This window comes from Gemmatimonadaceae bacterium, assembly GCA_030647905.1.
In the GTDB taxonomy this organism is placed as follows: Bacteria; Gemmatimonadota; Gemmatimonadetes; order Gemmatimonadales; family Gemmatimonadaceae; genus UBA4720.
Genome location: JAUSJA010000033.1, coordinates 204,848 through 227,996, shown reverse-complemented (window position 1 = coordinate 227,996; position 23,149 = coordinate 204,848). Strand labels below are relative to the sequence as shown.

Annotated in this window: 17 protein-coding genes; 10 read left to right on the top strand and 7 right to left on the bottom strand. The window is 63.7% G+C overall.

The features are described 5' to 3' along the window. Positions 1-335: 335 nt before the first annotated feature. From Q7S20_12425 to Q7S20_12415, 3 genes are all read right to left on the bottom strand, one after another. The gene (locus Q7S20_12425; GenBank protein MDO8502640.1) at positions 336-3,050 is read right to left on the bottom strand and encodes a DUF5916 domain-containing protein; all 2,715 of its coding nucleotides are present in this window, start codon (positions 3,048-3,050) and stop codon (positions 336-338) included. Positions 3,051-3,449: 399 nt separating this feature from the next. After that, the gene (locus Q7S20_12420) at positions 3,450-3,587 is read right to left on the bottom strand and encodes a hypothetical protein (GenBank protein ID MDO8502639.1); all 138 of its coding nucleotides are present in this window, start codon (positions 3,585-3,587) and stop codon (positions 3,450-3,452) included. A 24-nt stretch (positions 3,588-3,611) separates the two neighbouring features. Then, positions 3,612-5,141 carry a M20/M25/M40 family metallo-hydrolase gene (locus Q7S20_12415; protein ID MDO8502638.1) on the bottom strand — a complete coding sequence of 510 codons (1,530 nt, stop codon included), beginning with the start codon at positions 5,139-5,141 and terminating at the stop codon, positions 3,612-3,614. Between the two features lie 88 nt (positions 5,142-5,229). On the opposite strand from Q7S20_12415, the gene Q7S20_12410 reads away from it, so the two are divergent. The 9 genes from Q7S20_12410 to Q7S20_12370 all read left to right on the top strand — a co-directional run bounded on the left by Q7S20_12410 (position 5,230) and on the right by Q7S20_12370 (position 14,804). Continuing rightward, positions 5,230-5,997 (top strand): lytic transglycosylase domain-containing protein, encoded by a 768-nt coding sequence (locus Q7S20_12410; protein MDO8502637.1) that lies wholly within the window; start codon positions 5,230-5,232, stop codon positions 5,995-5,997. 17 nt (positions 5,998-6,014) lie between these two features. Further along, a complete protein-coding gene (locus Q7S20_12405; protein MDO8502636.1) occupies positions 6,015-6,179 on the top strand; it encodes a metal-sensing transcriptional repressor in 165 nt (54 codons plus the stop codon). A 1-nt stretch (position 6,180) separates the two neighbouring features. After that, positions 6,181-8,487 carry a heavy metal translocating P-type ATPase gene (locus tag Q7S20_12400; GenBank protein ID MDO8502635.1) on the top strand — a complete coding sequence of 769 codons (2,307 nt, stop codon included), beginning with the start codon at positions 6,181-6,183 and terminating at the stop codon, positions 8,485-8,487. Positions 8,488-8,639: 152 nt separating this feature from the next. Beyond that, complete coding sequence (locus Q7S20_12395; protein ID MDO8502634.1) at positions 8,640-10,487, top strand: CHASE3 domain-containing protein; 1,848 nt, start codon at positions 8,640-8,642, stop codon at positions 10,485-10,487. Beyond that, a complete protein-coding gene (locus tag Q7S20_12390; protein ID MDO8502633.1) occupies positions 10,488-10,904 on the top strand; it encodes a response regulator in 417 nt (138 codons plus the stop codon). Positions 10,905-10,908: 4 nt separating this feature from the next. Then, positions 10,909-12,537 (top strand): ATP-binding protein, encoded by a 1,629-nt coding sequence (locus Q7S20_12385; protein ID MDO8502632.1) that lies wholly within the window; start codon positions 10,909-10,911, stop codon positions 12,535-12,537. A 29-nt stretch (positions 12,538-12,566) separates the two neighbouring features. Then, complete coding sequence (locus Q7S20_12380) at positions 12,567-13,004, top strand: hypothetical protein (protein ID MDO8502631.1); 438 nt, start codon at positions 12,567-12,569, stop codon at positions 13,002-13,004. A gap of 90 nt (positions 13,005-13,094) precedes the next feature. Further along, positions 13,095-13,685, top strand: coding sequence for a lysophospholipid acyltransferase family protein (locus tag Q7S20_12375; protein ID MDO8502630.1), 591 nt, complete (start codon positions 13,095-13,097; stop codon positions 13,683-13,685). A gap of 99 nt (positions 13,686-13,784) precedes the next feature. Continuing rightward, positions 13,785-14,804, top strand: a complete 1,020-nt coding sequence (locus tag Q7S20_12370; GenBank protein ID MDO8502629.1) for a hypothetical protein — start codon at positions 13,785-13,787, stop codon at positions 14,802-14,804. A 10-nt stretch (positions 14,805-14,814) separates the two neighbouring features. Here the strand turns inward: Q7S20_12370 and Q7S20_12365 are convergent, their stop codons facing one another. Next, on the bottom strand, positions 14,815-15,462 hold the full coding sequence (locus Q7S20_12365; GenBank protein ID MDO8502628.1) for a triacylglycerol lipase: 648 nt from the start codon (positions 15,460-15,462) through the stop codon (positions 14,815-14,817). A 281-nt stretch (positions 15,463-15,743) separates the two neighbouring features. Between Q7S20_12365 and Q7S20_12360 the strand changes: the two genes are divergently transcribed. Next, positions 15,744-17,159, top strand: a complete 1,416-nt coding sequence (locus Q7S20_12360; protein ID MDO8502627.1) for an amidohydrolase family protein — start codon at positions 15,744-15,746, stop codon at positions 17,157-17,159. Between the two features lie 16 nt (positions 17,160-17,175). Here the strand turns inward: Q7S20_12360 and Q7S20_12355 are convergent, their stop codons facing one another. The 3 genes from Q7S20_12355 to Q7S20_12345 all read right to left on the bottom strand — a co-directional run bounded on the left by Q7S20_12355 (position 17,176) and on the right by Q7S20_12345 (position 23,115). Then, on the bottom strand, positions 17,176-18,522 hold the full coding sequence (locus tag Q7S20_12355; protein MDO8502626.1) for an erythromycin esterase family protein: 1,347 nt from the start codon (positions 18,520-18,522) through the stop codon (positions 17,176-17,178). Positions 18,523-18,712: 190 nt separating this feature from the next. Beyond that, entirely contained in the window at positions 18,713-21,820 is a 3,108-nt protein-coding gene (locus Q7S20_12350) for an AAA family ATPase (GenBank protein MDO8502625.1), read from the bottom strand. Further along, positions 21,736-23,115, bottom strand: a complete 1,380-nt coding sequence (locus tag Q7S20_12345) for a M28 family peptidase (protein ID MDO8502624.1) — start codon at positions 23,113-23,115, stop codon at positions 21,736-21,738. Before Q7S20_12345 ends, Q7S20_12350 begins: the two co-directional genes overlap by 85 nt. Positions 23,116-23,149: the final 34 nt, after the last annotated feature.

Here is a 23,149-nt window from a genome sequence, read left to right as displayed (position 1 = left end):
TTTCGGCGCGAGGACTTCTTCGCCGCCGGTTTCCTTCGGGTGGATTTCTTTGTGGTGGACTTTCGCCCTGCCTTCTTCGCGGTTTTTCTTCTTCCCGCTTTCCTCGCCGCCATAGGAACTCTCCTCGATAAGGGGTCGCTTCCATCGGACCGCTTCGAGAACATTGGCGCGTTCAGGAGATTTCCGATAGCCTGAGAGAGCCGACAGAAATCGTGCCAGCGTTACCCGCGAGCGGCTTGTCCGCTCCCGACCCCCCGGCTGCCGAGTCTGGTCAGCGACTCACTGCCCCCGCTTCGGGGGGAGGATGGGAAGGCCGGTGAGCGATCGTTGAGGGTCTAGAACGCTATCCAGTACGTCGCCTTGACCAGGAAAATGTTGTCCGGGTGCGAGTTGAACAGCGCCGACCGGTCGCGGCTGAAGTCGAAGTTGCCGATAGGCTCCGAATCCGACCGGTTCTGCTGCCATACGAAGAAGATCGTGGAGCCGGGCCTGTACTCCCATCGCACCACCGCGTTCCCGCGAAGAGCGCGGAAGTTGAAGTTGGGATCGAATACGCTGAACGGCGCTGCGGGTCCCGCGGGTCCGTCAGGATCGATCGTGTAGCGCCGCTGGCCGTCCACGACCGTCGAGCTGATCTCGTTTCCGCTGAAGGTGTGCAACGTGCGCTTCCGCGGCGCGACGTACTCGTTGAAGGTGACATAGTCTCCACTGGCGATAAGCGGCTGGGCGAAGAGCTCGAACGTCAGTTGCGGAGTGAACGTCACGTTCGCACGCGTGCTCATCGCGAGCTGCTTCTGCTGCAGCTTGGCGAAGATGTACCGCCTGCCGTAGAAGGCAGTCGCGGTGGAATCGGCGACCGACGTCACGAACTGGCTCACCGAGCCATCGCGCCGGTACGACGGTCCGGCGGAAAGCTGGACGTTGGACGTCGGCTTCCACGTGACGTTGGCGTTCAGGTTCAGCGCGTCGGGTCCGTAGTCGAAGTCGTTGAAACTCGGGTTGATCGAGAAGGAGACTGTCTTGCGGGCATCCGTGCCGAGGAAGACCTGGTGGTACCGGTATCCTCTCTTCTGGATCACGGGACCTCCGCGCAGGAGACGGTCGTCGTACACCTTGGGTGTCCGGATGATGAACGCGTTGGCCTGCCAGAAGTTGAGGAGCTGCGTGAACATCCCCACCGAGTATTCGCGGTCCGTCAGATCACCGTCATAATTGAACTGCTGCTGCGCGCCGGCGACCGCAGCGTAGTTGCGGAAGATCGGGCCGGGCTTGGTGACCGAGCGCGCGATGTTGCCGTTCATATACACGTAGTCCGCCGTCGTGTTGAACGAGATGTCGTTTACCTCGAAACCGGGGCTGCGGTAGTTGACCATTGCCTCCCACAGCCATGTGCCGCCGTCCTTGGCGAGGCGCGCGTATCCGCCGTATCCGGTGAGACTCGTCGCGTCCGGATCGAATTCGTCGGAGAAGATTCCGTTTCCGCCCGGGCTGCGGTCCGGTCGCTGGAAATAGCGCGCGCTCGAGCGCTGAGTGCGCTGCATTGCGAGCTTCGACCCGCGCACGTCGCTCAGCGCATATTGTCCCATGAACGAGTACTCGCGGTTCTTCCATGAGGTGACCCAGTCGAACCCGGCGCCGCGAGCATTGCTCGGAAGCCGCACCTCGGCCAGCGAATCGCTCGTGAAGCGATCAACCGACGTCAGAATCCCGCCGAACGACTGGGCGCCTCCCTGGAATTCCTTTGTCGCCCGGCCAACGAAATAGTTCGTGAGCGGCTCGACCTCCGCCTTTGACGCTGTGCGAGAGCCCGTGGCGGGGTCAACGGTGATTACGTTCGCCATCTCCTTCCGCGTCACCGCGTCCAGAATCCCGACGAGATAGTTGCTCTTCGTTCGTCCGGTGATCTTGCCCGCGCCGATGATCGTCGCGTTCTCCGGTTGATCCACGTACGTGCCGGCCGGAAAGAGCTGCGGACTGCGGCCGATGCGACGCGTGTAGAACATGTCGAGACCGCTGACGTTGCTGCAGAAGAAGCAGCTGAAGTTCCCGAACCCGAATGCGTTCTGTCCTTCGATGAAGAAAGGCCGCTTCTCCGAGAAGAACGTCTCGAAGGCCGACAGGTTCACTACCGCGGGATCCACTTCGACCTGCCCGAAATCCGGATTGAAGGTCGCATTGAGAGTCAGGTTCGACGTCAGGCGGTACTTGAGGTCGCCGCCGATGCGGTAGTCCTTGTCACTGGTCTTTGTGAACGGGTTCGACGAATCGAGAGGTCTGATGTATCGCGCGCGTCCTACGGTGTAAGGGAGAATCTCCATTCCCCGCGGCCGGTCGCCGATCCTGATCCCTCCGATGTGGCCATAGCGTTGTGGCCCGCCCACCTCGTTGTTCGGCCACCACGCGAAGTGTTGTCTCTCGTTGAGACGGTGGATGAACCGGATGACCTGAACGCCCCACGTCTGGTCAACGTCGCGCGAGAAGTTGAGTTGATTGAATGGAATGCGCAGCTCCGCCGTCCATCCGGCCGAGTCAATCTGGGTCTTCGCCTCCCAGACCGGATCCCACGTCGGATCGCCGGTGCCGTCGCGCTTGGAGCCGGAGGGGTTGATCCAGAAGATGAAGCGCGAGCTGTGATCGTGATAACTGTCGAAGGTGAGCTGGAAGATGTCGCTGTCGTTCTCGGTGAGCGCGTCGCGGCGCAGCAGTCTCGTCACTACGCCTTTTGCGCCAAGCGAATCGAACATCCGCGCGCCGATGTATATGGCTTGATCGTCGAAAGCGAACCGGACCTCGGTGCGCTGGGTCCCCGGCTTCCCCTCGTTGGGCTGCGACTGCCTGAACTCGGTGATCGCGGGCGCGGTCCGCCACACGTCCTCGTCGAGCTTTCCATCAATCGTCACAAGCGAAGTCAATCGGACGGCTGTCGCGACGGGCGCGGGCTGCGGGTGCACGCCCCCATTCTGCGCAAAGAGCGACGCGGGCGCGATCAGCGACGCGATCACGATCAGCGACGCGACGATCGAGGTGCGGAAGCGGGTGTCAGGGCGCATACGAGGGAGACGTCCAGATTTTATCTGAAGCCTGCTACTTCCAGCTGCTCAACTCGCGGATTTGCGCGATAGACTGCCGCGGCAGCGAGATCATCGAATTGCATTCGCTGCAAACGCTCACGAGAATATTCGAAAACGTGACGCCCGACCGACTAATACGGATGTCGCGGGTCTCATAACGGGCGTGAACCTGCTTCCCGCATACCGTACACGTGGTGGATGCTACGTCGCCCTCTTGCCATGGTGCCTGCATATCGCCTCACTGATTGGAAAACGAGCGGTGATGATTTCGATATACTCGTTGGACATGAGGGCACTACGAAAGGTTCGTCGGTTAGTGTCGAAATTCGTCGATTTTACGAATCCCATACACGGCGAACAAATAAACAGGCGAATCGGCTAGGCGCGCGGGACCTCACTCATGAGGGCGAAGTGGTTGTCCTCCGAATCTCTGTAGAAGGAAATCCACAGGTCGTGGACATTGATGGCGATCTGCCCGATCGTGCCGAGTGTCACGGCGCTGCCTGTTGCTTCCATCGTTCCCTCCAGAGTCCGGTTCGCCTACCTGAGCATCATCAGAGCGGCCATCATCTCGATTCCGTCCCACAGATTCTGAATCCGGATGCTTTCGTCCTCGGCGTGCTGATTGTTGTCATAGTTGGCGATCGGCACCGTTATCGTCGGAACGTGAAGTGCATCGCTGATGATGGACAACGGCAGACTTCCGCCGAGCGTCGGAATCGCCAGAGTGCGTCCCGGGAAAGCCGACTGGATCGCGACGAGCACTGATCGCGAGATGGGCAGATCCATTGCAGTGCGCTCGGCGTTGTATCCACCGGGTCGCTGCTTCACCATTGCGATGCGCGAATACTTCAGTCGTTCGGCCGCCGCCGGCGCGTGATCGAGCACGGTGAATCCCTGTTTTCGGATGTGCTCGACGAGCCGCTGCATCTGGCGGCGGTAGTCCACCGACTTCACCAGTCGCAGGTCGAGGGTCGCCATTGCAGTCGTCGGAATGATGTTCCGCGCGCCAGGGCCCGCCTCGGCGCTCACGATCCCGTTGATGTTGAGCGACGGCTGATTGATCAGATCGGCGAGCGATCTGCCTCCGCCTTCGGGATGCATGAAGCCGAGCTGGGTGCGCAGCGTGTCGTCGAACGGCGGCAGATCGCGGATCGCCTGGCGCTCGAGCGGGCTGAGTGGCTGTACGTCATCATACCAGCCGCGAATGAGCACGCGACCTGACTCGTCTTTCATCGTCGCCAGCAGTCGCACGAGGAGAAGGGCGGGATTAGGTGCCCAGTTCCCGTAATGTCCGCTGTGAAGCGGCCGGTTGGCCCCATAGACGGTGACGTCCACGTTCATGTCGCCCCGCACTCCATAAACGACCTGTTTGCGCCCCGACTGGTGCACCGGCCCGTCGCAAATCAGCCACGCATCGCCAGTCAGCAGCGCCGCGTTGGCGCGGATGATGTCGCCGAGGTGGGGTGAGCCGGCCTCCTCCTCTCCATCGAACACGATCCGGACGTTCGTCGTCGGCGTGAGGTTCGACGCCTTGATCGCGTCGATCGCGGTGAGGATCGCGAACACGCCGGCTTTGTCGTCCGATGCGGAGCGAGCGTAAATGCGGGACTCGGGATCAATGCGGGTTCCTTCGGGAGGGACTGGGATCGTCTGGCCACCGCTCTCGAGCGCCCTTGATCGCAGGACCGGAACCCACGGCTGGCTTCCAGTCCACTTCGCCGGATCAGTGGGCTGTCCGTCATAATGCGCGTAGAGCACGACGGTGCGGGTGGCGCCGGGAACGCGCCACTCGCCGTAGATGAGAGGTGGCGCTTTCTTGTCGGCGCCTGTCAGGAGACGGGGAGCGAGCCCGCGCCCTTCCATCATCGCGATGATGTGCGCTGCGTTTCGAGCGATCCCGGCGCTGTCCGACGCGATGTTGGGGATCGCCAGCAGCTGCATGAATTCGCCGAGTATGCGGTGCTCGTTCGCGGTCCGGTACAGCCGTACCTGGGTTTGCTGCGCGCCGGCGATGGTGGCGGCGAAAGTGAGCAGGGCGAGCGCGGTAATCCTGGAAAGTCTGGGCATGGTACCGATGATATTGGTGCGTGGAGACTCTGAAAGCCACTCGCGCGTGTTCGTATGAACTCGATCCCAATACGTTAGTATAAGAACCATGGATCGAAAGCGGGCAGCGGTGGCTGCAACGTCGCTGGCAGTGATTGCGGGCGCGACAATCATCGGCATGGAGATCGGCTCGGGAGCCCCTCCGGCAGCGGTGACGCGTGGCGTGGTCCGACCTGCCGCTGTCCCGCCGATTCAGTCACTCCCGCCCGCTGTGGTGGTCGCCAGGCGTCCCACTCTATCCGAGATTCTCGACATTGTTCTGCGTGACCGGCCGACGGCGGCGCAGCTCGCCAGCGGCTCGGGTAGTCGAGGCGGATTCCCTCTGGGAAGTGATGAAGGTCACGTCTCGCAGATCCTTCGCGCGTACACCAGGGACGGTGCGCGCGCCGACCGGATTGCCGCGGCTCTCGTGAAGGAGGCGCGGAGGCGCAAGGTGGGATCGTCGCTTCTCGTCGGCGTGCTGCTCACCGAGAATCCGTGGCTCGATCCGCGCGCAACCAGCTTCGTCGGCGCTCGAGGGCTGATGCAGGTGATGCCGTTCCACGCCGGCAAGTGGGGCTGTCCGTCGTCCGACCTCTTCGACATCGAATCGAACATCTGCCATGGGGTGGCGATTCTTGCCGACAACCTCAGCCAGTCGAGGACGCTGCCGCAGGCGCTGCTTGGATACAATGGCTGCGTGCGCGGCACCAATACCCCCGACTGCCGACGGTACCCTGTCGCGGTTTACCGGCACGCGCGCAAAGGTTCCGACAGCGAAGGCAAGACCGGGCGGCCATTCGCCGCGCCGGCACGTCGCTGGACGCTGCCGAACTAGCAGACCGAAGAGCCCCAATGACGCAGATCGAATCCGTGCACGAGGCGCTGCCGGCAACCGGGCGGGATCTGATGAAGAACCACCTCAAGCACTGCGCGGCCACGGCCATCAGATCGAGCGAGCAGGAAGCGAGCGTCATATACGACGAGATCGTGGATCTGATGTACAGGAGCGGGCGGTAGCATGACGAGTGTGACTGTCGCTCCACCATCGGCTGCGGAGAGCGATCGCGTCGATCTCCCGATAACCGGCATGACGTGCGCCGCCTGTGCTGCGCGCATCGAGAGATCGCTTGGCAAGGCGGAAGGGGTCACCGAAGCCGCGGTCAATCTGGCGACCGAACGCGCGATGGTCCGGTTCGACCCCGCGGTGACCGACGTGAACAGGATCGTGGAAACGATTCGCGCCGCGGGCTACGACGCGATTCTCCCATCGCCGGCGGGCACCGCGCCCTCTGTGGCAGAAGAAGCGGAAGCACTCATCAGGCGCGACGACTACGGGCGGCTGCGAAGAAAGTTCATCGTCGCTGCTGCGCTCGCTCTTCCGGTGCTGGTGATGGCGATGGCGCACGGAAGAATTGTCGCGCTCGAGTTCGCCGGCTCCGGCTGGCTTCAGCTCGCCCTCACGACTCCGGTGGTCATCTACTCCGGCTCGCAGTTCTATCGCGGCGCGTGGGCCGCGCTCCGCCACCGCGCGGCGGACATGAACACGCTTATCGCGCTCGGCACGGGCGCGGCGTACCTGTACTCTGTCGCTGCGCTTGTCGAACCAGGCTTCTTCACTGCGACGCACGGTGGGAAAGACATGTCTCCCCCCGTGTATTTCGAGGCGGCGGCGGTAATAATCGCGCTCATCCTCCTCGGAAAAATGCTCGAGGCACGCGCCAAGGGACGCGCATCCGACGCGATACGACGGCTCATCGGACTGCAGGCGAAGACGGCGCGTGTCATTCGCGGAGATCGCGAGACGGACGTTGCGATCGAATCGGTCGTGCGCGGCGACATTATTGTCGTGAGACCGGGCGAGAAGATCCCGGTGGACGGAACGGTTTGCGAGGGAAGCTCGACGATCGACGAATCGATGCTCACCGGAGAGAGCATGCCGGTGGACAAGGCGCCCGGCGACACGGTGTTCGGCGCGACTATCAATCGCACCGGCTCCTTCCGATTCGAGGCGACGCGTGTCGGCCGCGACACTGTGCTCGCGCGCATCGTCGAGATGGTCGCGGAGGCGCAGGGATCAAAGGCGCCGATCGCGCGGCTCGCGGACGTCGTGAGCGGCATCTTCACGCCTGTGGTGCTCTGCATCGCGATCGCCACGTTCGCCATCTGGTTCGTCGCCGCTCCGGTCGAGACGCGCTTCACGATGGCGCTCGTCAACTTCGTCGCGGTACTCATCATCGCCTGTCCATGCGCGCTGGGTCTCGCCACTCCGACGGCGATCATGGTGGGAACGGGAGTCGCCGCGGAGAACGGCATTCTCGTGAGAAGCGGCGAGAGTCTGGAGACCGCTCACAAGCTGTCCACGATCGTGCTCGACAAGACGGGGACGATCACACGAGGAGAGCCGGCGGTCACCGGTGTTCTCCCGGTCGGAATCACCGACCTCGATCTCATTGCCCTGGCCGCGAGCGCGGAATCGGGGAGCGAGCACCCCATCGCGAAGGCGATCGTGCGATTGGCGGATGAGCGCGGCCTCGCCCGTGAGCGCGCGACGGAATTCGAGGCGCTGCCGGGGCAGGGATTGCGAGCGGTCATCGGCGACAGAAATGTCCTGCTCGGAAGCCCCGCGTTCATGCGGGACCGCGGCGTGGATATGTCCGCGCTGCAGGTGGAAATGGACGAGCACGCGTCACGCGGCGGGACACCGATTGTCGTGGCTGCGGACGGGAATCTGCTGGGAGCGGTGGTGGTAGCCGACGAAGTCCGCAACGAATCGGCCGCTGCTATCGCGGAAATGCAGCGAATGGGACTCGAGGTGGTGATGCTGACCGGTGATAACAGGCGCACAGCCAACGCCGTCGCGGCCCGCGTCGGGATTCGCCGGGTCGTCGCCGATGTTCTCCCCGACCAGAAGGCGACCGAGGTGGCTCGGCTCCAGAGCTCCGGCTCTCTCGTTGGAATGGTGGGAGACGGAATCAACGACGCGCCGGCGCTCGCCCAGGCGGATGTCGGGATCGCTATCGGAACGGGGACCGACATCGCGATCGAGGCGGCAGACATCACGCTGCTGCGCGGCGATCTGAGGCGTGTCGTGACGGCGATCGCGCTGTCCCGCGCGACAATCCGCAGCGTGAAGCAGAACCTGTTCTGGGCATTCGTCTACAACGTCATCGGCATACCGGTGGCAGCCGGGCTGCTCTATCCGGTCACCGGGTGGCTTCTGTCTCCGGTTCTCGCCAGCGCGGCGATGTCGCTTTCCAGCGTCTCGGTGCTCGGCAACAGTCTGCGGCTTCGCGGTTTCCGCGCGCCGCCAATCGGGGAAGCGTGATGCTCGACAAGACCGAGATGGTGGTCGTGGCCTCTGCAATCGCGCTCATCGTGCTCGTGCTCTGGTACTTCTTTGGTATGCGCCGGGAGTGACGACGCGGCGATAAATTAAAACCGCCGCCCCACGAAATCTCATCGCCTTCCCGCGCCTCAATGAGCGACAGCTTCATCCTGCCACTTCGTACCAAGATCGCCGCCGGGCTCGTCACTTCAGTGCTCGTGGCGATCGTCGCGGCGATATCGTTCTGGACGGTTTCGCGGGCGGAGCGGTCGTCCGAGGAAGTGGACCACACGAGTCAGGTTCTTCTCGAGCAGCAGAAGGTTCTCGCTGGACTAGCCGACGCGGAGACATCGGCGCGCGGGTTCGTGCTGACGGGTGATTCATCCTTTCTCACGCCGCTCGCCGCCGCCCACGCGGGTGTGCCGGCGTCCATAGCCAGGCTGCGCGCACTCACGTCCGATCCGGCACAGCAGGCTCGTCTGGACACGCTGGAAAGCGTGGCAATGCTGCAGCTCCAGTTGAACGATCAGATCGCGAGGTTCCGCGGCACAGACGGGTTTCGCCTGGCGAGCGATCTGATCAGGTCCGGTCAGGGCAAGCTGGTGATGGACCACGCGCGTGCCGTCACCGCGGCGATGGAGATGGAAGAGAGCCGGCTTCTCCGGATACGCACCGTACGGCAGGAGAAGAATCAGCGGCTCGCCTATCTCGTCATCGGCATCGGCGGCGCGCTGGCGTTCATTCTCTCGCTGCTCATCATGTGGTCCATTCGCGCCGACGTCATCGAGCGCGAGCTCCAGCGCTCGGTGATCGAAAAGCAGACTCGCCAGCTGAAGCGGCAGGCGGAGAAGCTGGAGAGCGCTCTGCGCGATGCTCGGGTCGCACAGCAGGAACAGGGACGCCTCGCCCGCCAGATGACCGCGCTGCTCGAGTCCACCGAAGCCGGCTTCCACGGCATGGACCCGAACGGAAACTGCACCTTCATCAATCGCGCCGGCGCAGCAATGCTCGGCTATGCGGTGGACGAGCTGATCGGGAAGGACCTGCACATGACCGTGCATCATCATCACCCTGACGGCACACCGTACCCCGCGGAAGACTGCCCGATCAGGCAGGCATCGCGCACCGGCAGCAGCGCGGCCAGCGAGCACGAAGTTTTCTGGCGCAAGGACGGATCGCCCCTGTCAGTCGAATACTCGAGCTCGCCAATCATCGCGGACGGGGAGCACCGCGGAGCGGTTGTGGCGTTCGCCGACATCACCGCCCGGAAGAAGGCGGAAGCGGAGCGCAACCAGCTCATGAAGGCGCTGGCGCGGAGCAACCAGGAGCTCGACCAGTTCGCCTACGTGGCGTCGCACGATCTCAAGGCACCACTTCGCGGCATCGCCAACCTCTCGCAGTGGATCGAGGAGGATCTCGGCGAGCGGCTTGGTGGCGAGAACAAATCACAGATGGAGATGCTGCGTGGCCGGGTGCATCGCATGGAGGCGCTCATTGACGGAATCCTCCAGTACTCGCGTGCGGGCAGGGCAAAGGCGAGACCGGAGGACATAGACACAGGGGCTCTGGTGAAGGATGTCGTGGAGCTGATCGCTCCTCCGAAAGAAACGAAAGTGCAGATTGCGACCGACATGCCGACCGTCAGCGCGGAGCGGATCCCGCTCCAGCAGGTGTTCATGAACCTGATCGGAAACGCGATGAAGCACACGGGCAATGTCAACCCGTTGATCGAGATCGGATGGAGCGACGCTGGGCTGTTCTACGAATTCTTGGTCCGGGACAACGGCCAGGGCATCGCGCCGCAGTATCACGAGCGCATATTTGGCATATTCCAGACACTGGAGGCCCGCGACAAGGTCGAGGGGACCGGCATCGGGCTTTCAGTGGTGCAAAAGATCGTGGAAGCGAGGGGCGGCAGGGTGTGGGTGGAATCCGAGGTCGGAAAGGGCGCCCGTTTCAAGTTCCTCTGGCCAAAGGCAAAATCGCGGGAGCGTGTCTGAATGTCCGACAGAGTGTTGAATATCCTGCTGGTGGAGGACGACGAGGTGGACGTGATGAACGTCCGGCGCGCGTTCGAGCGGAACAAAGTCTCCAATCCGCTGTTCGTGGCGGGCAACGGCCTTGAGGCCCTGGAGATGCTCCGCGGCGCCGGGATTCCCAGGGAGCGGCGGCTGATCCTGCTGGACCTGAACATGCCGAAGATGAACGGCATCGAGTTCCTGCAGGCGCTGCGCGCCGATCCCGAGCTGGCGGGCACGCCGGTGGTCGTGCTCACGACGTCCAACGACGATCAGGACAAGATTGACGCATACAACCTCAACGTCGCGGGCTATCTGCTGAAGCCGGTGACGTTCAGTAATTTCTGCGATCGGATGGCGACGCTCAACAAGTACTGGATGCTGGTGGAGATGCCCTGATCGCATGGCTGAGCACGGGTTGAAGATTCTCGTAGTTGACGACGACGACGTCGATCGCATGGCGGTGCGCCGTGCGCTCAAGGCGACGGGCCTCGAGGCGAGCATCACCGAAGCCGAGGACGCCCAGAGCGCGCTTGCCTGCCTGACGCGGGAACACTTCGACTGCACGCTGCTCGACTTTCGCATGCCGGGAAGCGACGGGCTCGAAGTAGTCCGCAGCGCGCGCGAGCGCGGACTGCTCACGCCGTTCATCATGCTCACCGGTTTCGGCGATGAGCAGACGGCAGTCGAGCTGATGAAAGCCGGGGCCGCGGACTACATCCCGAAGAGCTCGCTCACTCCCGAGCGGCTGGCACAGAGTCTTCGCGGCGTGCTTCGTATCCATCAGGCGGAGATCGAGGCGAGTCGCGCCGACGTCGAGCTGCGGCGATACGCGATGCAGCTGAGATCCGTCGCCCAGGCGGCAGTCGAGATCAATTCCACGCTCGCGGTGGACGCGATGCTCCAGGCGACCACCGAGAATGCGCGCAGGATCCTCAATGCGCGATACGCCGAGACGCGCCTCACGGCGATGCCTGACGCGAGCGGCGACACGCTCGAGGCGCAGACCGCGATGTGGCGCGCTTCGGCGCCGGCTGACGGAGAGAAGGAGCTCACGTCGTGGGCCGATGCCACGCGCGACGAGATGACCGGAATAACGCCCGAGATGCTGGCGATGCTGGCGAATAACCCGGACGCCGTGGATCTGGGAAAGACCGGCTTCCACGTTCCCAACACTCTGATGTGCGATCTCGTGGGTCGCGACGGACACAAGCTCGGCACCATCCAGCTTTGGGACAAGAAGGACGGCGCACCGTTCGACGAGGCCGATGAAGCGGTGATGACGCAGTTGTCGCAGCTCGCGTCGGTGGCGCTGGAAAACGCCCGGCTGTTCCGCGCGGCGCAGGACGCCACGCGGGCGCGCGATGATCTCGTCGCGATCGTCTCGCACGATCTGCGGAACCCGGTGCACACGATCAACATGGCGGCGTCGTTCCTGCTCGACATCGCGCCGGAGGACGATCGCCGTCTCACGGCGCGACGTCAGCTCGAGGTGATTCAGCGGTCGGCGATGCGGGCCAATCGCCTCATCCAGGATCTCCTGGACGTCGCGCGCATCCAGGCCGGCGGGCTGGCCGTGGTTCCGGTGCCGGTGGATGTGAATTCACTGGTGCACGAGGCCGTGGAGGCGGCGACCCCGCTCGCGACCGCGGCCCAGATCAAGGTGAGCTTCACCGTGCCCGAGGTCGCCACTTGCGTTGCCTCCGACCGGGAGCGTGTTCTGCAGGTGTTCGCGAACCTCATCGGCAACGCGATCAAGTTCACTCCCAAAGGCGGCGAAATTCGCATACTCGCGAACTGCGACAGCGCCGAAGTGCGTTTCACGGTGGCCGACACGGGTCCGGGAATCCCTCCGGAGCACGCCGCCCACGTTTTCGACCGGTACTGGCAGGCCAAGTCCACGGCAAAGCTGGGGACTGGGCTTGGACTGTCGATTGCAAAGGGAATCGTCGAAGCCCACGGCGGACGGATCTGGGTGGACAGTCCCCCCAACAGCGGCGCCGAATTCAACTTTACGCTCCCGGTGGCCTGATAGCCGGGTTGATCAGACGGAGACAGAAAATGAAGAGTGTATTCCTCATGGGCGCGCTGGCGCTTGCCGCCGCCGCTCCCGCGGCGCGCGCCCAGGCACCCTGGCCGACGGTATTCAAGGATGCGAGGGTCGCGGTGGCGCTCGATACGGCCAACGCCAGGCGCAATGCCGACGGATCGTACCTCACGCGGACGCGCTGGGATTACGCGAAGCTCCATGCGCTGGAGAGCAGGCGGCCGTACCTGTCCATGACGCAGTCCGCGCTGCTCCGCTGCACGCCGGTGCGCGTCAAGCGGCTCACCGAATCGTTCTACTCGGCCAACGGCGCCGTAGTGCGCGAGGGGTCGCAGCCCAATCCACGCGACATCCAGTACATGGCCTGGGATCGGGTCAGGACCGGCAGCGACGCGTCGAAGGCGTACAACGCGACGTGCTCGCTTCTGACCCGCCGCGATCGGAGGCGGTAGTCCGGCCGCACCCCCCAACAACGCGGATTTGGGGACCGACGGCCACTCGCGAGGGTGGCCGTGGCTTGTCGAGACGATTAAATCAATCGGATGTACATCCCACCCCTCGGCCCACTGATCCCGGCGCGCGGCAACGTCATCTCGCGGTCCATCGGGCGCGCGACGATGTCGCTCATCCGGTGGAAGTTCGAGGGTGCGATGCCGAACCAGCCCAAGTTCGTCATCATCGTCGCGCCGCACACTTCGAACTGGGATTTCACGCTTGGCGTGGCCGCGCTCTTTTCGCTGGGATTCCGCGTTTCATTTCTCGGCAAGCACACGCTGTTCAAGTGGCCCCTTGGGGTGTTCGTGCGGTGGCTCGGTGGAATTGCCGTCGAGAGATCGGTGAGCCGCGACAGGGTGAGCGAGACTGTGGCCGCGTTCGACGCTGCCGACCAGCTGATTCTGGCTGTGGCGCCGGAGGGAACGCGAAAGCGCGTCACCGAATGGAAAACCGGCTTCTACCATGTCGCGCACGGTGCAAACGTGCCGATCGTTCCGGTCGCGTTCGATTACGGGAAGAAAGTTGTGCGCATCGGGCCTCCGTTCTGGACGACGGGCGATGGCGACCGCGACATGGCGCAGCTCAGGGATTTCTACCGTGGCGTGATCGCCAAACGGCCGGAGAATTTTGCGCTGTAGCGGATCGGCGGTCCGCTTCTTCCCATTCGCCATTATCCCGAGTGACGGCGGGGTCGTTCCGCGCGTCGTTCAATACACGTCAAACAGCAGGAATCAACGATGAATTCAGGCACGTTCGCGGCGGCCATTCTTGTCGCTGCAATCACTTTCGGTCCGGCCCGTCTCGCTGCCCAGGGAATAGACCCGCAGTGCCCGCCGGGCAGCTCGAACTCGCTCGGACAGCCCGACAATACCATGGTTGCGCAGGACGCGTGTCAGAAGGCGATAGACCTGTTCAGGTACATGGCGCCTCAGCTCGGCGCCGTTCTCGCCGGCGGGAATCCCACTCAGGGAGTGTCGGGAACGCTCGGAGGAATCGGGCATTTCTCATTCGGCGTAAGAGTGAACGCGCTCCGGGGATCGCTGCCCGAAGTGGATCGCGTGGTGCCGAACACACGAGGCGCACAGCAAAGCACTTACACTCTCGACACGCAGCCCATCGGTTTCGTGACGGCGGATCTGGCGCTCGGTGTGTTGCCGGGCCGGGCCTCGAGCGGCTTCGGCGCGGTGGATCTGCTCGTGAGCGCGGCGTACATCCCCGAGTACAGCAACTCTTCGATAGACGTGAGCGTCCCGTCAGGCTCCTTCAAGGTAGGGTTCGGAGGCAAGCTCGGATTGCTGAAGGAGACGGCGGTGCGCCCCGGAATCTCGGTGAGCTTCCTGGATCGCGAGCTGCCGCGGGTGAACATCACCGGCACATCGGGTGACGACAAGCTGCTCCTCGACGACGTCACCGTGCGTGCTCGATCGTGGAGAGCTGTCGTGGGAAAAAGCTTTCTCTTCCTGGGCGCGGGCGCGGGAATCGGACGCGACACGTACGATTCCAGGGCGAACATCACCGTGATCGTCGCGCCGAGAGCGCTTACCCAGGGTGGCACGGGCGGACCGATCGCGCTCGGCCAGAAGCTGTCGCGCAATAACCTCTTCGGCTCGGTCTGGATGAACGCGAAGGTGGTGCGGATCGTCGGAGAACTCGGGATGGTCAGTGGCGGCGACATCGTCACGTACAATCAATTCGATGGCGTGCAGCCCGCCGACGCCCATACCTACGCTTCGCTGGGGTTCAGCTTCGGACGCTGAGCCGCGTGAGTCACTCGACGAACGATTTCACCTGGCGATAGACGGTCTCGTCGGTCAGGAACTGCAGGTGCGCGATGCACGCGCTGAGATTATTCGTCGCGCCGAGCAGGATTACGCTCTCGTCAGGGTTGATCGTCGAGTCGCAGGGCGAGCGCCATGTTGCGTACCGCACGAGCGCGGGCGTCTCGTCGCCGGCATTGAGCGCCGTGAGGAATGCCGAGCCCGGGATGATCTCCTTGCACGGAGTGAAGGAGCAGTTGTTGTTCTCGACGGCGTCGGTGCCGTGATTCGGTCCGGCAAGCGAGACCCAGGCGTCCACCTTCGCCGTGCCACCGAGATTCTTGAGGTAGTAGCGTGACGAGACGCTGCCCATCGAGAAGGCGATGATGTCCACCTTCGCCGCGCCCGTCTTCGCGATGATGTTGTCAACCTGATCGCGGATCTCGGCCGCGCTCACCGCATTGGACGAGAGAACGCTGTAGTTGTACGCGTAGAGCTCGACGTCGAGCCACCCGTCCGCGAGAAATCGCACTTTCATGTCCTGCCAGTTGCCGCCGTTTCCGGCGTAGCCGTGGACGAAGAGAATCGGGTCGTGCTTGAGCTCCGGTAGAACTCCCGTGCCGGGGCCCGCCGTGTCGGTGCAACCGGCGGCTGCCATTATGACCGCTGTGAACAGAGCTGTCTTACAAGTCTTTGTGATCATGATTCGAATGATGAGTGTCTTCATTAACAGACGATCAACTGAAGATTAGAGGTCACATGTGGGATAAAATCTACCTCGGACCTGTGTCGTTCCAGGTTGATCTTCGGTAACTTCTGCGCGTCCCGAATCGGAGTTTACAGGTGAGAGTTGTCGCGTGCGTCCTGGCCGTATCGATCGCGTTGACGTCTAGCGCGCATGCGCAGGCCCCGGTCTCGGGCAAGCGGGCCGAGAGTCTGGTGATCCGTAATGCGATGATTGTGGACGGGGCCGGGACCCCCGCAATCGGGCCCGCGGACATCGTGATCCGCGGCAACCGCATCGCCGAGATCGTCTGGCTGGATCCGGTGTCGGTTGCGAATGGTCGCGCGCGACGACCGGCGGCGGCGACCGAGATAGACGCGGTGGGGAAGTACGTTCTCCCCGGGCTCATCAACGCCCACGCGCACGTTCAGGACGAGCGGGGAGGGATCCCGCAGCCACTCGACTACGAGCTCAAGATCTGGCTGGCGTGCGGAATCACGAGCGTCAGAGAAGTTGGCGCCAACGATACGCAGAGCATCATCGATCTTCGCGGGCGCAGCGACAGGGGCGAGGTGGCCTCACCGCGCATCTTCGTCTACGGTCGCTTCTCGAATCCTCCTTCTCCCGAAACTCCCGACGCCGCGCGGCAACGGGTGCGCGACCTCAAGAAGATGGGAGCGGACGGCATCAAGCTTCTCCTTGTGGATCGCGATGTGATGACCGCGATGGAGGACGAGGGACACAAGCTCGGGCTTCGGATCGCGCACCACGTCGGTGTCGAGGAGACCACAGCGTGGGACGACATCCGCCTCGGCACCACGAGCATCGAGCACTGGTACGGGATCCCCGACGCGGCGTTGAAGGATGGCGTGCAGAACTTCCCGCCCTCGTACAATTACAACAACGAGGTGGACCGCTTCAGGTACGCCGGCCATCTGTGGCGCGAAGCCGATGCCGACAGACTTCTGGCGGTTCTCGACGGCATGGTCGCGAAGAACGTCGCGTGGGTTCCGACTCTCGATATCTACGAGGCGAGCCGCGATCTCCAGCGCGCGCAGAATCAGCCATGGTTCAGGGACTACCTGCACCCGACACTCGAGGAGTACTTCAGGCCGAATTCGAACAATCACGGCTCGTACTTCCTCGGTTGGACTTCGACCGATGAGACCTTCTGGAAGGAGAACTACCGCATCTGGATGAATGCGCTACGCGAATTCGAGAGGCGGGGCGGGGTGATCGGCGCCGGCGATGACGCCGGATTCATCTACCAGATGTACGGCTTCGGGTTAATCCGCGAGCTCGAGCTGCACCAGGAAGCCGGCTTCAACACGATCAAGGTCATTCAGCACGCGACCTCGAACAATGCGAAGATCCTCGGCCGGGAATCGGATCTGGGACGCATCAAGGTTGGCTATCTCGCGGATCTCATTGTCGTGAATGGAAATCCGCTCGAGAACCTGAAGGTGCTGTATCCAACCGGCGTGGACCAGATCGTGAACGGGAAGGAAGTCCATACCGGTGGAGTTCAGTGGACGATAAAGGATGGGATCCCATACAATGCGCCGGCTTTACTCGCAGACGTCAGGGAAATTGTTCGTCAGGCGAGGGCTGAAGGGCGGAAAACCCATTGACCACAATCGACCTCTTTTACTGGCCGCTCGGGAAAGTCTCAGGAACCTCGCCGTCAACGAGAACGGCCATGTGTAAGGCGTCCACCGCCTCGGTCTTCTCGATGTAAATGAACGCGTCGTACCGCCCGGGAAGTATCGTCGGCACGTAGTTCCCCCAGTGCTCGGTGTGCGGATTGTACACGACGCCAATCGCACGATGACCGCGCGGCTCGCGGAGCTCACGGGTCTCGTCGCTCTCACCGGCCGGGAAGATGAACAGCGAATCCTCGATGCCAGCGAGCTTCATCGCGTGCTCGTAGCTGCCTTCTCTTGCCTCTGGAACGCGCATCCGTTCCATCGTGGCGCCCCACTCGCGCCCCGCGATCACGGTGCCTCGATGGGTTCCGAACCCGACGAGCACCACGCCATCGCGCTCGTGCTCCTGACGCACGAGCTGGCCGACGTTCACCATTCCCGACGTCGCCATGTCGGTGAATCGCGCGTCTCCGACATGCGTGTTGTGCTCCCATACGATGGCCTTCGCGCCGCGGCCATGGTGCGACATCAGCCGGTTCAGCGTCTCCACCATGTGATTGTCGCGCACGTTCCACGATCCCGGCCCGCCGCGAACCATCGTCCGGTAATACAGCTCCGCGTTGCGCGCCACGAGCGCGTTCTGCTCGGCGTTGAAGTACGCATCGGGTCCGTCATCCCGGAATTCCGATGCGCGCCCACGAAGAGCGCGCAGGATGCTCACCGCTTCGTCCTCGCACGATGTGGGAACGAGCGTAGTCGCGCGCGCGTACTCCTGCGCATCTTCGTCGTACGGCTCGAAGCACGCATATGCGCGGCGCGCGGTTCTGGCGAGCTCGGGATCCATTTTCTCGAGGTATTCCAGAACCACGTGCATGGATTCCCATAGCGAGTACACATCGAGCCCGTAGAATCCCGCCTGCCGTTCCGCCGGGAGACGGGCATTGTGATCGCACATCCACTCCGCGAGCTCCGCAACCTCTCGATTCGCCCACATCCAGGTGGGCCATCGCGCGAACGCGTGCAGCACGTTCTCCGCTGATCCGCCGGTCAGCCCTTTTACATACCGGTTCACGGTGTAGCAGTCCGGCCAATCGCCTTCGACGGCGATGAACGAAAAGCCTTTCTCGGTGATCAACCGGCGCGAGATCTCCGTTCGCCACGTGTAGAACTCGGACGTCCCGTGCGTCGCTTCGCCGAGCAGCACGTAGCGCGCGTCGCCGATCGAGTCGAGAAGTGGATCGAGGTCGGCCGGCGTGCGCAGCGGACGGGCGAGAGACTGAATCTCGCCGATCAGCGCGGCATCCGGCGAGGCACCGCGCCAGAGTCGGGAAAACGTCTGCTGGGCCATGCTTCCAGGTACATCATTACTCGTGCCGCAAGGCCCCGCTCTTGGGGTAAGACCGGGGATGACCCGAAATACCGCCGCTCGCCAGCGATCCCCTCTATCGCGGGAATCAGTTACGTCTTTCCGGCATGTACGCGCACGGTGCGCGAGCTGGCCGGCGAGGCGAAGTGTTCGCGCGAAGTCACGACTCCGGTCATTCCGCGGCCAGCGAATTGGCCCGGATGAAGTCGGCCAGCTCTCCCCTCGACCCGACGCCGACCTTCGCGAAGATGTTGGACAAGTGCGTGCTGACCGTCCGCGCCGAAATGTCGAGGGCAGTGCCGATCTCCCTGTTCGACTTCCGCTGCGCCACCATCCGGGCGATCTCGAGCTCTCTGCCTGTCAGTCCCGCCATTCCCGTAGCGACGGTGCGAGCGGGGAGCCGCGCGCCCAGCTGTCGCAGCTCGTTTCGAACGCTGTCGAGCTCGCCCGCCGCCCCCAGTCGCGCAAAGACGTCGTGCGCGATTCGGAGCTCGCGCATCGCTCCTTCTCTGTCACCGGCGTGCTTCATCGCGCCGGCCAGCACCCGGCGCGCCCTCGACGCCGCATCGGGAAGAGGAATCGCCTCGAACGCGCTGATTGCCGCACGCAAGAGCGGTATTGATTTCTCGACGCTGGCGTCGCGGAAAAGAAACAGCATGCCATCGCACGCGTCGGCCATCGCCAGCGCCACGGGATTGCTCAGCCGCCGCCCATCGCGCCTCATGCGCGCCGAATGCGCCTCGGCGCGCCTGAAATCCCTCTTCCAGAGTGCCGCTTCGCCAACCACCGGCAGCAGCCACTGAAGCGTCCACGCGACATAGCCGAGTTTGTCGGCAAGCTCGAGCCCGGCCTCGCCGATGCGGATCGCGTCCGCGTAGTTGTCTGTCTCGAGGTGATACGTCGCCAGACCCATGTGTGCGGGCACGACCGTCTGCACATCCACGCGGTGCTCGGTCGCCGTCCCCGCACCCGACAGATCCCACGCCTCGTCGAAATAGGAGCGCGCGCGCTCGAGATCGTGGCGCCAGAGGTAGATCAGTCCCGTCCACACGAGAAGCCGCGGGAGGAGAGTGCGCTGGCGCAGCGAGCGCGCCAACGCGATCGTGCGCTCTCCAGTGGCGAGCCCGGCATCCCATTCGCCGACCCACGACGCGTACTGCAGCGACAGCTCGGCTGTCCAGAGCGGAAGCAGCGGCGACCTGAGCTGCTCCTCGATCCGCTCACATTGATGGATATGCGCGATGACTTCGGGGCCGTTGCCCGTGAGTCCTGCGAGCAATCCCATCCCCCAGTGAGCGGTCCACTCGAGCATTCGCTCGCCGGCGGCTTCGGCGAATGCGATGGCTTTCTTTCCGTGCGAGAGAGCGACGTCGGCGGGGCCAGTCCACGCATACAGCAGCAGAAGGGCGCGGTGAGCGCGTGCGAGCAATGCATCGCTTCCCGTCTGCTCCGCCGCAAAAAGCGCGCTTTCCACTTCCTCCTTGGCCGCATCGAGGCGTCCCAGCTCCTGCAGGCATATCGCCTTCGCGAGGTGAAGCCGGACCACTCCAGCGCGATCGCTCTGCCGCTCGGCCGCCTCCAATCCGCTCGCGTAGTGTGCGAGCGCTTCGTCGAACCGTCCGCTCCAGAAGCAGGCGAGGCCCATTCGATACTCGATCATCGCCAGCGCTTCATGATCCCCGCGCGCGACGGCGGAATCACGCGCTGTCGCCCAGAGCACCAGGGCTTCGTCGTAGTCTCCGAGCCGCTGTTTCGCCCGCGCGAGGTTGCGGATGATCTCGTCGCGTTCCACAGCGCTTTCCTCCGTCTGCTCCATCTGCTGCAACGCCGAAGCGAGATAGCTCGCCGCCTCGCGATTCGCGTAGCTCGCGAGCGCGGTTCGCCCCGCCTGGTTCAGGTAGAGGATCGCCTTCGGCGCGAGCGTGCTGGATCGGGTGAAGTGGAATGCGAGCTCGCCAGCGTGAGATGCCGCGTGTTTTCCATAGTAGCTCTCGAGTGCTTCGGCAACGCTGGCGTGCAGCAGTCGCGCACGCGCGGCGCCGAGGGCGCCGTAGCTCACCTGCTGGAGGATCGGATGGGCGAAATCGTACGCCTGTCCTTCAGGGCCTTGAACTTCCTCCAGCACGCGATGATTGCCGAGCTCGTCGAGCGCGTCTGCGAGCGCCGATTCGGGAAGCGGCGACAACGCCGCGAGCTGCTCGAACGTGAGCCGCGTTCCGACCACCGCCGCGAGATTCGCGATATCCCGCGCCGGTGAGCTGAGCCGGTCCATTCTGGCCGCGACTGCGTCACGTACCGTGGGCGGCAGCTGCAGCGACTCGATATCCCATCCAACCCACCGTCCGTCCTCCTGCCGGAGAACTCCGGACTCCACGAGCCACTTGAGCGTTTCCTCGACGAAGAATGGATTCCCGCGTGTCCAACCATAGAGGAGCGCCGTGAACTGGCGAAGCGCCGATCCGTTGGCGCCGAATCTCTCCTCCAGCATCTGCCCCACGTCCGCGTGCGAGAGGGGGCCCAGACGGCGGTGCACGGCGACACCGAGGCTGATGAGCGACTGTTCCGTCGTGCGGAGAACCGGATTCGAATCGCGCTCAGCGTCGTTGTACGAGGTGAGGAGCGCGATGGGATGGCTGGGGATCTGGCGCGCGACGAAATGCAGGAGCTCGAGCGACGACACATCCGCCCACTGAAGATTCTCGAGCACGATGCAGAGCGGCTGGCGCGCTGCGAGACGGCAGAGGAACTGCGTGAAATTCCACAGGAGGCGCGCCTTGAGCTCGGATGGATCTACGGCAGCAGCCGCCCGCTCACGATCGCCCGGCCCGGCAATCGCTGGAAAGAGATACGCGAGCTCCGCGGTTCCGCCGCGGGTCAGAACGGAGAGGGCGCCCGGTTCCAGCTTGCGAAGCAGCGGGAGAAGCGCGTCGGAAAACAACGCGTACGGGATGCCGGTCTCCACCGCGTAGGCGCGCCCGAGCACGACGTTCCATCCTTCCTTCTGCGCCCGTTCCGCGCCGGCGGTGAGAATGCGAGTCTTGCCGACGCCGCCTTCACCCGAAATAATCAGGGTTCTGCCCGCTCCCTTCGCCGCGTCGCGCAGGATCTCGGCGATGAGAGCCAGCTCTTCTGCGCGTCCTACGAGAGGCAGTGAGTCGCCGCCTATGCTCGGATGGCCGGGACGGGCGACCGGTTTCAGCGGGTCACGAAGGTCGGGGGTGGAACGACGACAGTAAGAGACCTGTGTCCGTTGACACCCACCGATCGAACGCCGGCCCACAGATCGTCGAGCTGATCACTCAGCAGATACGATGTCGCTCCGTTGACGCGAATGAGTTTTTCATGCGTGGGAGCGATGGTACGGCGGACGAGAACTTCGTACGCGACGGCCCCCGGCACGGGCTTCCACGAGAGCATCCACTTCTGGCCACCGGAAGGTTGGTTGCGTCTCGCCGTCACGCTGTCGGGGACGGGGGGCGCACTTGCGAGGGCGCCGAGTGTGGCCGCGTTGAGGCGCGCGACGTTCGCGACATAGCCGAAATTCACGTCCGCGAGACGGTCCGTCGGGAGATGCTGCCTCTTGTAGTTCTCGAGCCGCTCGGTGAAGCGAAGTCCCGCGTCGCGGTGAGTCACGAACGGCGAATGGTCACCGCCCCGCGAAATCCGATCGAGACGAAAGACGGGATACACCGCGAATGCGGGACTGTAGAGCATGCCCGATGCCCAGGCGTAACGCGCCAGCTCGCGACTGGGACTATTGTCGGGATCCGCGCCGAAAACGCGCACGCTTGTCGAGTCTACGCGCCCATCGTCGGCGACGACATTGCCGACGATGTCGTTGGTGACCGCGGCGGCGACTTTGTAGCCGGAGTCGTGCAGCCGCTGAGCCAGGTGCGTCGAGCCGAGGAGTCCGAGCTCCTCCCCGGAGTAGAGCGCGAAGACGACAGTTGCCTCCAATCCCCCGGGATAGCGTTGTGAGAAGACGCGGGCGAGCTCCACGACCGCCGAAGTCCCCGATCCGTCGTCGTCAGCGCCCGGTGCGTCGGACGTGAAGTCGAATCTGTCCACGTTACAGATGCAGGAATCGTAATGCCCGCCAATGACGATGACGCGGCTGGTGTCGCGTCCGGGAAGCCATGCGAGCACGTTGACGACATTCACCCTGGGACGCTGCGGATGGCGGGTGACCTCGATCATCGCCGGGTCATACTCGACGCGAAGGCAGCCGTTGCAGTCGCGGCTGTATCCGCTCAGCCGTTCGAAGAGAAACCGTCGTGCCGCACCGATTCCTCGTGTCGCGCTCGTCGTGTCGGCCATCGTGTGGCGCGTCCCGAAGGCGACGAGGATCGAATCGGTCTGGCGAATCCGGCTGGGTGAAATCTCGCCGAGCAGCGACGCGATGGCCGGATCGAGACGCAATCCGATCGTGGCATCCAGCGGCTCTGCGCCTGTCCGCGTTCCAGCCGCTTCCTTCGTCGCGACACGGACGCCGCGGGTGGTGGACGCCACGCAGGCGGCGGCCACGGCGGAAAGAGCCGCGCAGGTTGCGATGCGGGCCAGAATTCTGAAAATCATGCCTGATGCTTCGAAGGGGTTTTCGCGCGGGGCA